Source organism: Alkalihalobacterium chitinilyticum, assembly GCF_029028005.1.
GTDB classification, from domain to species: domain Bacteria; phylum Bacillota; class Bacilli; order Bacillales; family Bacillaceae_F; genus Alkalihalobacterium; species Alkalihalobacterium chitinilyticum.
In genome coordinates, this window is the sequence record NZ_JAOTPO010000008.1 from 79,894 (window position 1) to 92,733 (window position 12,840).

At 38.7% G+C, this 12,840-nt stretch carries 9 protein-coding genes; 7 read left to right on the plus strand and 2 right to left on the minus strand.

All coding sequences use genetic code 11. The features are described from left to right. Positions 1 to 28 precede the first annotated feature (28 nt). Positions 29 to 322, plus strand: a complete 294-nt coding sequence (locus N7Z68_RS12710; RefSeq protein ID WP_275118848.1) for a hypothetical protein — start codon at positions 29 to 31, stop codon at positions 320 to 322. Between the two features lie 22 nt (positions 323 to 344). On the opposite strand, the gene N7Z68_RS12715 is transcribed toward N7Z68_RS12710, so the two are convergent. Continuing rightward, on the minus strand, positions 345 to 1,415 hold the full coding sequence (locus tag N7Z68_RS12715) for a YheC/YheD family protein (RefSeq protein ID WP_275118849.1): 1,071 nt from the start codon (positions 1,413 to 1,415) through the stop codon (positions 345 to 347). Positions 1,416 to 1,659: 244 nt separating this feature from the next. After that, the gene (locus N7Z68_RS12720; protein ID WP_308447225.1) at positions 1,660 to 3,204 is read right to left on the minus strand and encodes a vanadium-dependent haloperoxidase; all 1,545 of its coding nucleotides are present in this window, start codon (positions 3,202 to 3,204) and stop codon (positions 1,660 to 1,662) included. Between the two features lie 1,052 nt (positions 3,205 to 4,256). On the opposite strand from N7Z68_RS12720, the gene N7Z68_RS12725 reads away from it, so the two are divergent. From N7Z68_RS12725 to N7Z68_RS12750, 6 genes are all read left to right on the plus strand, one after another. Next, on the plus strand, positions 4,257 to 4,622 hold the full coding sequence (locus tag N7Z68_RS12725; RefSeq protein WP_275118850.1) for a hypothetical protein: 366 nt from the start codon (positions 4,257 to 4,259) through the stop codon (positions 4,620 to 4,622). 371 nt (positions 4,623 to 4,993) lie between these two features. Continuing rightward, positions 4,994 to 6,256: an ATP-binding protein gene (locus N7Z68_RS12730; protein ID WP_275118851.1), complete on the plus strand. Its 1,263-nt coding sequence runs from the start codon at positions 4,994 to 4,996 to the stop codon at positions 6,254 to 6,256. A 421-nt stretch (positions 6,257 to 6,677) separates the two neighbouring features. Continuing rightward, a complete protein-coding gene (locus N7Z68_RS12735; RefSeq protein ID WP_275118852.1) occupies positions 6,678 to 6,950 on the plus strand; it encodes a heterocycloanthracin/sonorensin family bacteriocin in 273 nt (90 codons plus the stop codon). A 150-nt stretch (positions 6,951 to 7,100) separates the two neighbouring features. Continuing rightward, on the plus strand, positions 7,101 to 9,077 hold the full coding sequence (locus N7Z68_RS12740; RefSeq protein WP_275118853.1) for a putative thiazole-containing bacteriocin maturation protein: 1,977 nt from the start codon (positions 7,101 to 7,103) through the stop codon (positions 9,075 to 9,077). Further along, positions 9,065 to 11,005 (plus strand): TOMM precursor leader peptide-binding protein, encoded by a 1,941-nt coding sequence (locus N7Z68_RS12745; RefSeq protein ID WP_275118854.1) that lies wholly within the window; start codon positions 9,065 to 9,067, stop codon positions 11,003 to 11,005. Before N7Z68_RS12740 ends, N7Z68_RS12745 begins: the two co-directional genes overlap by 13 nt. Before the next feature lie 23 nt (positions 11,006 to 11,028). Then, positions 11,029 to 12,612: a SagB family peptide dehydrogenase gene (locus N7Z68_RS12750; protein WP_275118855.1), complete on the plus strand. Its 1,584-nt coding sequence runs from the start codon at positions 11,029 to 11,031 to the stop codon at positions 12,610 to 12,612. Positions 12,613 to 12,840 lie beyond the last annotated feature (228 nt).

Sequence of the window (12,840 nt, forward strand, 5' to 3'; positions counted from 1 at the left end):
AAGTAATAGATAAAGGAGGGCGGCAGTATTGGAAGAAAGCAAAAAAAGAATGCTTATTCAATTACTAAGAGAACAACATATGTATTATGTTATAGCATTACTAGATGAAGGAGCGGACGATCAGGAGATACTAGATGCTTTTGAAAAAAGCGTTCTCTATGCTAACCCTAACTTTCAAAGCTTAAAATTAAATATGAATAATCAAAACCAAATGTTCGTTCAAAAAACGATAGACCATTATAAAAAATATATATTAAACAGACCTGAATACCGAAGAGTTTATGAAATGCTTGGAAAACCATTTGATTGTGGTTGTTCATAAGTCGCACAGCCTTCACCTAATCTTAGTTGGGTGAAGGCTGTGTTTTATGATCGGTATTGGAGGCTAAGTAATAAGCATATTCAAGAGGTCTTGTTAAGGAACAATCATTTACACGTAAAATTGGGTGTGGAAGCGTATTGACTTCAAAAATCCATAAATGACCATTTTGATCAAGGCCTAGATCTAAACCTAAATCAGCCATATGATGCCCCGATCGATCTAATGCTTCACAAATTGTAAATCCGAGAGTTTGGATTGATTTTTCCATCTTATCAATTTCTTCATTTTTAAAATAATATCTAGTTAAAGAACGGATAGGGATTACTGCTAGTGGCCCAGGGATTAAATGACTCGTATTGCAAGCAATACGGAACAACAGTACTGACACTTCCCATAATCCTTTTCCGTTTTTATTCATATTTAAGCGTATATCTGTCGCGCGCTCTTTTATCGTCATTGTCTGGATCCCTTGCTGCATGAGGTATTTTTTTTGAGACAAGTTAGGAGAAAACCAATACCAAAAATCTTTGAAAGAGTGGAATGCTTCTCTTTTGATATTTTGATTTTGTCGATAAAAAACTTCAATATTTCCTGTATCTTTGGATACGACGCGTACGACACCTATACTTACTTTTCCATATATAGGTTTTAAAAAAATGTTCTTGTGCGGTGCTAAAAATTCTTGTAACTGTACTTCATTTTCTAATTTTTGTGTACGAGGAAGGTGAGGTTGTAAAACAGTATGTTCAGCCAGTAATTTCGCCTCTAGAAATTTATCTAATGTGAACGTATTAAACACATTCCGTCCGATAACCTCTTCTATCCTTTTTACGATATTAAGATCTACATGACTTTGAAGATAGATTACATCAGGAAATGGGAATTCGCCTTCTTTCCATTTTTTATTTTCACTTTCCATATAACTTCCTTTTACCCTTAAATTATGAAAATCTAAGTCTTCGATATAAAATTTTATAAAAATTGCTCTTTCATGAAAGTGTTTAATTCTCCTTTTTATTAGTCTATCCAGGTCAGATTTTTTCTCCGATACACATATTCCAATAATCGGATGGTTGGAGTCTTTTTTATTCATTTTTGCCTCCTGTTGAGTGCTTGTATGATTGCCTATTCGTTTTTTTGATAAAAAGAATACGAATCCTGTTAGAGTTATTATAATAAGCCGTTTGTGAAATCGTGCTAGTACGCCTAGTACCGAGAAGGAAAGAGGACGATCTTGATGCTTTTATTAACAAACAAAAAGAAGCACGAGAACCGTCCCTGTGCTTCGAGTTAGACCTTCTACCGATTTGGATCAGGTAGTTGGAGAGTAAATGCTATTATATTTTTATTTGTTCACCGTCAAACGTTGTGAGAGTAAAGCCCTCAAAATCCTCGTTATACGTTTCTCTGTAATCACGAAGTATTCCGATCGCTATTGCTTCTCCGAGTTTTAACCCATTAATACCGCTCGTACGGAGGTGTACGCCAGCTGCATCCCTTCCTATTGATATATTATAAGCGAGTTTATTTAGCTCTCCTCCAACAGTAAGAGTCCCTTCATAAGGAATTAAGGATAGCCCATCACTGCTTGCTACAACAGGATTTGGAATAACAAAGTTTTCATTAAAAAACGCTTTTAGCATTGTGACCATTGCCCCTATGAAACTAGAATGACCTGCTGGATAGGAAGGATGGGTAGGGCTGCCTTCCGGATAGGCCTGTGGTAGCAGGTATGTGCCATACTTTTCAAAAATTAATGCTAATGCTTTGGAATTAAGGACCTCGGGATGGATAGGGTAATCAGCAGCACCCGTTAATTTGTTATGAATACGGCCGCCGAATGCCTCCGGACGAAGACGCCGGTGGACAAGCCATTTTTGAAACCATGCTGCTAGTAAAGCTGGCCGAGCAGCTCTCGACACGAAATCTACAGCGTGTGTCGCACCAAATGTGGCAAATCCAACTTGGGTGTCAGAATCAAGGTAAGGATTATTTGGATCTATAACTTCAGGACCATACTTGAGCAAGATAAAAAAAGCCCCTAATCCACTTTCTACAGAAACATCATTATGAACATACTCTCCTAAATCTCGGAGATTTCGAATATACCGAGGGGTAGTATCGAAAGTGCTGCTACTTGGAGGCGCTTCTCCATTTTGAACTGCCAACCAGTCTTCATAGGAGGTTAAATGGTCATCCCCAGCTACAGTAGTTCGATAGCGTTGAACAATCTCTGTTCCAACGTATGGGATGTCTTTCCATAGAAACTGGGAAATATATGGTCCGATCAATGCTCCTGGAAGGTCTTTACGGTATAGGATCTGAGGTGTAACTTGACCATTAATGGTTGGACCGCGAAAACGAGATAAGCTAGATAGTTCCTTGGCAGCGGCAATTGTTAGAGGATTCGTTTCATATTCATTGAAGGGAACATCTCTAGTAAGTGCCTGCCAATAATCTTCAACCATTTCACCAGCTAATTGAGCACTGCTAAAGGGTGGAGGCGGAGGAAGAACCAATTGGTGGCTATCAGGTCCGACTAACTCATAAGCATACGCAGCCTGCGGGTTCACAAGCTTTCTGCCACCTCCAAGCGGAATATTCTCAAAAGCATCTGGGTCCCCTGAATCTAATGCGGCAATATATTTATTGTATGCATCTAGATCTACTTCGCCAAGCTCATTGTGCGGTAACCCCTTGGAGTAATTACCGATTTTATTAGGGTATCTTTCTTCATCCCCATTACTTACATGTTGCCGAATGGGTACTTTTTTGTAAAATAAGGCTGCTTTGGTTCTGATTCTAAACGCCCTAAACTTTCTCTGATAAAGCGACATTGGCCCTAATACTCGTGCAATTCTATATTTCTTCAAAAGTATCACTCCCTTCTGGCTGTTTTCTGTATTCTTATATAGTTTATGTGTAAGAAACCCATGGGTATGGACTGACCGTCTAGTGAAAACGTATATTTTGGACATCGGGAAGTTTCATGTCCCGAAGCAAAGAATAGCAAAACGGACGGTTCTCTTGCTTATATTGTGTTTCGCTAATTGATAGAAGCACAGGGGCGGTCCTTGTGCACCAAAACTCTTTCAACCTACTTCCTCCTTTTTAATAACTATAATCAGCTATCAAAAAGACATTTCTAATCGGTTACAGCAGAAATAATTACAAATAATGTAAAGTGATAAAAAATTTTTTTACTCTGCTTAGGTCTGAAACTTTAGCGGACTCTGAGGCCCTTATTTCGATGAAAATGTCTATTCTAGAGGTTTTAGCGGACTCAGAAGCCGTTATTTCCTATGAATTACGTGAAAACCAACGCACTTTTGCTAGATAAGGGCCTCTCAGTCCGCTACGATCGTGAAATCATTAATTTTGTCCATATAAGGGCCTCTCAGTCCGCATACGCCATAAGGGAAATGACTATTTTGCTAATTTAGGAGCAATGCATGGTTTTGATGAACTTAGTGAAGAAGCAAAGCGTACGGTTCTCTTGTCTATTTCGTTTCGATAAACGAAAGAAGCACAAGAACGGCCCCTGTGCACTAGGATAATTGCCAAAATAGAGAAAAAATTATGTAGATTATAATGATATAAGGTGGTAAATTTGAATCAAGTACCGATGGAAACATGCAAGTAAGGAAAGTAAATTCTAAACAAGATAAAGTGGGTTATTGGTTTTTGTACTCTGTATCGAATATGTGAGTATAAAGATTTTTTAATATCAAGATAGTTCTGTAGGATAGAAGTAAAGATCGAATTGGGAAAGACCTCGTTCAGCGTCATGTTAAGTTCCTTATTTCTTTTAGTAAAGTCAGGTGATTAAATGGCGTTAATTGTTTTCGGTGTTTTGTAAGTTGGATTATTTGTCTTATTACTGGGTGTGGGTGGCAAGCAATTATACAAGTTGAATCATGAGGAGAGAGATGATGTGATTAGGCAAGTTTATCATTATGCTGTGGCGTTCATTACTTTAGTAATGGTGATTGGCGGGGGCGTGTTTTCTTTTATGGCGTTGGCAGACTATGTTTCACCGAATGCTTATGTCGAGTCATTTGAAGATTACAAAATGATGAGAGAATATCACCCCAAATTCGAAAATAGTGAAGTGAAAAGAGAAGAACTCAGTGAAGAAGAACTAAGAAGACAATATGATGTGATGGTTCAACAGCAAATGGAAAATAATAAACAACGCGCTTTAAATAGCTTTGTTAAAAGTTTAGGGTGGATTATCATCCCACTTCCTATCTTTGTATTCTTTCAACGAAGAATTAACCGAGAGAAAGGAAACAAATGATATAAAAGAGGAACTAGGAATATATGAAATGATGACAAGCAAAGACTTGAAACACACCAATTAACACAAAGATTGGTGTGTTTTTTAATGCTGTATTAAATTGACGGCGCACCGTCTTATTTAGAGGGTAATGAGTAAACCTTCTAATTATCGCTATTCTGTTATTAAAGGGGCAAAGAAAAAATACTGTGTAGTAATCGGATACTTGCAGTACCATGAATACAAATTCTCCTACTTAGCCCAGAATGTTAGAAGGTTTTCCATCAGACGTTAATGGTAGGCTTTTTATTCAAAATATACTAAAAATTCCTATTTTATCTAGGAATTATGTGATATCTTTAAGATAACTACAAGGAAACCAGGTGCTAATCATGGAAAATCTACTTATTAATATACTTTTTGTTTTATTGCCTATCTTACTCTTCCAACTCTTTTATATTAATACAGATTTAAAGTACAAAAACATCATACTAGCTATCGTTTTTAGTATCTCAATCATGATATGTATGAATTTCCCAATTACAAACTATGAAGGCCATTTATTTGATTTAAGGTATATTGCATTTGTATTAGGAGCCCTTTATGGTGGAAAAAAGGTTGCTATTTTCCTGTATTGTGTCATCTTATTTTATCGATTTTATATAGGTGGCGCAGGTTTTTATATTGCCTTCATCGATAGTACTTTATTATTAATTATTCTATTATTTTTACTAATACCAAAATATCAAACATATTCTCTCAAAACAAAAATTAATGTCACGATGGCTTTGCTTGGACTTAGTGCTATTATTAGCTTTATTTCTTGTCATACATTATTTGGATTTATCCTTCACGCTCCAATCGTTCTCTTATCTTCCTTTGTTGTTGCCCAAGCTTTAACCATGGGTCTTTCTGTTTATTTTCTTGAATACTTAATTTCAATCGACACAATGAAAAAGCAACTATATCATAATGAAAAATTAAAAAGCCTTAGTGAAATGGCGGCTAGCATCTCTCACGAAGTCCGAAATCCGTTAACAGTCACAAGAGGGTTTATCCAACTACTTAAAAGTCCAGGTATTGATGATGAGAAAAAGAATACTTATTTAGACTTGTCTCTTCAAGAGCTAGACCGTGCGGAAACGATTATTTCAGATTACCTTACGTTTGCAAAGCCACATGTAAATGTTGATCTCGAATTATTAAATATTACCGATGAGATGAACTATGTTGCGAATGTGATGCAGCCTTATGCATTAATGCAAAATGTATCGATAAAAAAAGAATTTCTCGTTAAAGATAGCTATATTTTAGGAAACAGAAAACAATTCCATCAATGCTTAATTAATTTATCAAAAAATGCGATTGAATCCATGCAAAACGGTGGAAAGCTAGTGTTTAAAGTAACCAAAGAAAATAAAAAAATAACCTTAAAGCTGACTGATACTGGAGTAGGAATGTCCTCTGAACAAATTGCACGTTTAGGAGTTCCTTTTTTCACAAATAAAGAAAAGGGTACTGGTTTAGGAACAATGGTCGCTTTCAGTATTGTGAAAGCAATGAAGGGAGATATAAAGGTAAATAGCAAAATGAATGAAGGAACTACATTTACTATTTCGATCCCAGAAAGTGTAAGTAAGTCAAAAACAGACTAAACTTGTTCGTCCTATAAACTCATCTAATATGAGACGTTAGTGAGAGAAAGGAAATAGATGTTATTAAATAAGAACTATGAATATATGAAATAATGACAAGCTAAATACATGAGACACACCAATTTGCACAAGGATTGGTGTGTTTTTTTATTGCTGAAATATGGGAGAGTTTTCTCGATCGATGTATGCATTAAAACTAAGCATTCTACAAAATGAATTTCTACATAGCCCGAATAGACGATCCTACCAAGAAGATTTAGGCACTGACATCAGTAACAATCACCTAAAAGGTATCATATTTTGTTGAAGAGAGTACACGGAATGCCTGATGGTTTTAAATTCAAAATGGATGAATAGTTTAGCTCAAATCTCTCATCAGGCATCGGGTTCACGTGAAAAATAAATACAAAGGAGAAGTAAAATGAATAACTTTCAAAACCAATTGCAAAATTTAGAAATGGGTCAATACCAAGTTGGAGAGTTAGTTCCTATGGATAGTGAAAATTCACGCCAGTTGGGTGCGTTTGGCGGTGGCGGGTTCCATCGTTGTGGCGGTTTTCGTTGCTTCGGGTGCTTTGGTTGCTTCGGCTGCTTTAGTTGTTTTAATTGCTTTAACTGCTTTAATTGCTTTAGATGTCATAATTGCTTTAGATGTCATAATTGTTTTAGGTGTCATAACTGTTACGGAGGTTAAACGTTCTTTCATAAATTTAGGACCTAATGGAAAATTGCCCCTGCATCGTTTATTGCAGGGGCATTACCTTTTTTAGTTAAACATAATGGACAAATAAAACTACATAAAATGGTAGTGCCTAATTTGGTTTGATGATGAAGGAGGAGCTGAATGACAAAACTTAACGCTTCCACACGTCTGAAGGTAAAAAAAGATACATTTTATATACCCGATCAAGAAGGTGGTGTGTATTTTAGAAATAACGAAAGCTCATTCCGTCTAAAAGGAAGTACCATCTATCAGTGGATTGAAACACTAATGCCGATGTTTAACGGGGAGCAAACATTGGGAGACTTGACCAAGGGACTAACAGAACCGTATAAGAAGAGAGTATATGAGATTGGTGAAACGTTGTACGAGAATGGCTTTCTACGGGATATAAGTCAGGATCGGCCACATCAATTAAATCGTACGGTTGTTGAAAAATACGCTTCACAAATTGAGTTTATCGAGAGCTTTGTAGATTCTGGTGCGTACCACTTTCAAGAATACCGTCAGGCTAAAATTTTGGCAGTCGGAGCTGGTCCAATTTTAGTTTCATTGGTGGGGGCATTACTCGAATCAGGACTGCCTAAATTTCATTATATATCGACTCAATCGACACCTCCAAACCTAGCCAGGATCGATGAAATGGTGGAGAATGCTCGAAAAGATGATTCGGAGGTTGAGGTAAAGGAGATCTCTTTTCAAAAAGGCGAGTATAGAAGTGCTTGGAAAGAAGTAGTGCAACCGTATGATTGTGTATTATATGTTTCGCAGGATGGAAATGTACATGAAATAATGGATCTTAACCTTGTTTGCAAAGAGGAAAGGAAGGTATTTTTACCTGCCGTATGTTTAGAGCAAGTTGGGCTAGCGGGTCCAATGGTTCATCAAGGATCAGATGGATGCTGGGAATCGGCATGGCGACGCCTTCATCAATCTGCCGTTCAAGAAACTGAAAAGTCTGCCAATTTCTCTTCGACAGCTGGATCGATGTTGGCAAATGTCCTTGTATTTGAATTTTTCAAGAAAGCTGTAGGAATTGCAAGCCAGACTCAAAAAAACCAAATTTACTTCCTCGATCTTGAAACATTGGAAGGTAACTGGTTATCCTACCTCACACACCCTTTGGTTTTGTCTAGTCATTTAACGCCCAGGCTAATTGAAGACCTTGATTTAAGAATTAAACAGGAAGTGAACAGAAATAGTTCACCTAGCACGGTATTGGAGTATTTTAGTCGATTAACGTCCGAAGAGGCAGGGATATTTCATTCATGGGAAGAACGAGATTTGCCACAGCTTCCTCTTGCACAGTGTTACGTTCAAGCCGTTAACCCGATGAGTGACGGTCCAGCAACACTTTTATCAGAAGTTGTTTGTGCTGGTTTTACACATGAGCAAGCCAAAAGACAAGCGGGGCTGACAGGCATTGAAATGTATGTGTCACAATTGATCGAGCCACGAGAAAAGCGATATAAGAATGATCAGATGGACTCTAGCATTTCTAGCATTCCAGAAAGTTTTATGGGTATCGGTGCAGGGCAAACAATAGAAGAGGCTGTATGTCGCGGACTGCAAAACTATTTAGATGAAATCTTGAGAGAACGAAAGGTGGATCAACCGAACTTGCTTTTTGAACTGGAGCCAGAATCAATAGAGGATCAGCAAGTCAGATACTATTTAAATGCGTTGACTACCTTAAATGGGCTACCAAAAATCGATTTAAGAGAGGATATTCTCGGCTTCCCAGTCATACGGATCAAGTCAAACGGCCGACGGTATACAAGGGCAGGTTTAAATAGAACGTTGGCATTACGCTATGCGTTAGAACAAGCACTTTTAAATACTCAGGACGAGGTGAATTCACTAGTAAGGGACGAAACGGTGCCAGCCGAATTTGTTAATAAAAAGAAATCCAAACTCAACATTCCTTCTTGTGACGGGATGACTCCATTAGAGCTCTTACAATCTTCCATTCAGCTCTTAAAACAAAACAGAAAACGTTTAGATATTTATGATCTATCGTTCGAACCTTTTTTACAAGAGGAACTAGCAGGGGTGTTTGGTGTTAAGGTTCGAGAGGAGGAATACGAATGGCAGCCGTAATTCTAATGGATGGAAGTGGTTTATTAGCAGAAACGGTCTATCATCAATTGTCCGAAAACTATCACATAAAACGTCAAAGTATAGTAGAAGACCTTCCGGATGAAACCGAATTAGCATTGGTGCTCCACGATTCCTGGTATCCCTCTGTTCATCAAAAAGCGGAAGAAAAATTCAGAGAGGCAGGTATTCCATGGCTTCGAGGTTTCCTTTCGTTTGGCGATGGGATTATTGGTCCATTCGTACGCCCGGGTACTCCAGGATGTTCGAGTTGTGCTGATATGCGACGGATGATAGCGGGACCTGATCGTCAAGAAATGTGGGAGTTTAAAAGGAGAATGCCTGCAGAAGAAGGTATGCACCAGGATGCTTGGGTAACACGAACAGGACTGTCACAAATGGCAGCTTTGATTAGTAATGAACTACAAAGCATAATTCAAGGTAAATCCAGTCACTTAGAAGAAAACATGTACATTACCAACCTGAGAACGTTATCGACCTCACGTCACTTTTTCTTGCCAGACCCATCCTGCCCGATGTGTAGTTCATTACCCGATGATACATCAGAATTAGCGCAAATTCGGTTGAAATCTAGTCCTAAAATCAATGGTGGCACTTATCGCACCCGTTCCATCGATGAATTAAAAACCGTGCTAGTCAAAGATTACCTTGATTATCGTACTGGGCTAATGAATGGGAAAATGCAAGATGTCAGGCTGCCTTTTGCCGATGTGTTAGTGAACATGCCGCTGTTTGGAGGAGATGAGGGGGTAGCAGGGAGATCTAATTCTTATGAAATGAGTGAGCTGACTGCCATCTTAGAAGGGTTAGAACGATATTGCGGAATTGAACCTCGAGGCAAAAGAACAGTTGTTCGAGATTGTTATCGTCAGTTAGAAAAGCACGCACTCCATCCTACTAGTGTTGGTGTACATGAAACAGAGCAATATAAAAAGCCTAATTTTCCATTTAAACCATTTACACCTGATGCTCCCATGAATTGGGTCTGGGGTTACTCGTTTTTACAAGAACGGCCTCTTCTCGTTCCAGAGTTACTGGCCTACTATAGTTTAGGTTGCGGGGATGGCTTTGTATATGAAACATCAAACGGATGTGCATTAGGGGGCTCTTTAGAAGAAGCTATTTTCCATGCCATTATGGAGGTTGTCGAGCGAGATTCGTTTTTGATCACCTGGTATGCAAAACTTCCCCTCCCACAGCTTGATCTACGTTCAGCTGACGATATCGAATTACAGCTGATGGTCGATCGTATAACTGAAGTTACCGGTTACGACCTTTATTTTTACAATTCAACGATGGAACATGGGATTCCAAGTGTTTGGGCAGTGGCAAAAAACAGAAGATCCAAGGGCGTACACATTATTTGTGCAGCAGGTGCTAACCCTGATCCGATAAAGGCTGTAAAAAGTTCGATTTACGAGCTTGCAGGAATGATGTTTAGGGATGACGAAAAATTGGAGAAAAACCGACAGAAATATGAAAGGATGCTTAAAGACCCATTTGCGGTACGGACGATGGAGGATCATGGTATGCTGTACGGTTTAAAAGAAGCAGAGGAACGATTCGATTTTTTAATGTCTGGTCAACGTCCGTTACGTACTTTTGCTGAGGAATTTAAGGAACCGCCGGCCAATGCTGATTTAAAAGATGATCTTCAGGAGATCCTTCAGACGTTCCGCCGTTTAAACCTTGATGTTATTGTGGTTGACCAAACTTCGTCTGTAACTAAACGGAACGGATTACACTGTGTAAAAGTATTAATTCCAGGGATGTTGCCAATGACATTCGGCCATCACCTCACCCGTGTGAAAGGGTTGGAGAGGGTCCTCAACGTACCTATGCAACTAGGTTATGAGAAAAAACCGTTAGTGTATGAACAGCTGAATCCATTTCCCCATCCATTCCCATAGCGGAAGAGAAGGAGGACAACGAGTTGGAGCTAGATACATTTCTACATCAACTGCATTTTGAAACGGATAAAATCTTTCCGCCTGATTGGGAGGTAGATTGGGGAGATGCGCCACTACCTTATAAATTGTACAGAGACTTACCAACAATTCCACTTTCTACAGAAGTACCCTTAACGCTCGAGAAGAAAGAAGAGGTTCAAAACCCTAGTCTTGAAGAGCTCGGTCATTTTTTATGGTATGTATACGGTGTTACTCAATACTCTCAATCTCCTGTCATGGACGGAACTAAGGAGAAAAATGCTAGTTTTACTCAGTCTTTACGGAGATTTGTTCCTTCTGGAGGGGCGTTGTATCCTAATGAATTATATGTTTATGTAAAATTGGATAACGTTCCCGAAGGAATTTACCATTATGATGCAGCGCATCATCGTCTTATTTTGTTACGAGAAGGAAATTACGATACCTACTTATCTAGAAGTCTTGAAAATGATCTTCCTGTTTCGGATTGTTTTTGCATCGCTTTTGTCTCAACTGTTTTTTGGAAAAATTTTTATAAATACAATAATTTTTCATACAGACTCCAAGGCTTAGATGCTGGTGTGGTCATTGGGCAATCTTTAGAAGTGGCCGATCGGATGGGTTTCTTTACTCGGGTATGCTATCAATTTCTTGATCGGTCTATTAATCATTTACTTGGGTTATCCGAACAGGAGGAAAGCGTATATGCCGTTATCCCCTTCAGTATGAAATCATCGATTACTTGTATCGACAACGTTCAAAAAAGCGAAGAGATGGATGATGCATCTGAATTGTGCCAGGAAGTGCCTGTGTTACATCATGTATCCTATAATCGTTCAAAGAACGTCATTGATTATCCGATGCTGAGAAAACTGAATGAAGTATCGATGTTTGAAACAACGAAGTCATTTGTGAAACTCAAGAATAATAACTGTGAGAAACTGGCGTTAGATAGGGAAATGGTCTTGCTGCCAGTTACAAAATCCTTATCGTACGAACTCGCATCTGTTTGCAGGGAGCGGTATTCTCCTGATAGTGATTTTATGTTAGGAGAAGTGAGCCAAACGCAGTTAGCTACTTTGTTAAAAGAAACATTTTCTTTCTCGTATCACAATGACCTTGATGATACCGAGGGAAAGGTTGAGACTCGTCTTTCTTTATATGGCAGTTTTTATAATGTAGAGGGAATTCCTAATGGTGCCTATTCTTATGATAATGGCACGCATGCCCTTCGGAGGATAGCCGAGGGGGATTACCGGGAATTTTTACAATTAGGATTAACGCTGCCCAATGTGAACATGTATCAAGTTCCACTCTGTATGCATCTTGTTGGAGACAAGGGTCACCTCAAAGAGCGATTAGGGTATAGAGGTTACCGCATTCAACAAATGGAAGCGGGCATTCTCGTGCAACGGCTGCTCTTGGTGTCGTGTGCTTTAGGAATGGGAGGCCATCCGTTGTTAGGATTCGATGCAAACCAATGTGATGACCTTTACAGGATTGATTCGAAGGGGAAAACCAGCTTGATCCAAATTCCCATCGGACCATATCGTCCACGTGCCTGGTTGAAAGGGAGATTGCTTAGCTAGGTAAAGCAGGTACTTGTTTTTTTGCAAGGGTGCATGTTTGTTGCCCATGAGTTGATTCGTATTGAATTTGAGTCAAATTAATTGATTATCGGCGATGCCTCCTTTATGCCGTTTTTGGAGCAGTAAAGGAGGTGAGTTTAATAAAGTCACATGGACGTTATTGTCTTGAATACAGGGCTATAGGTTGAATAATTACATATAATGTCAGGATCATTGAAATTTTGGGTT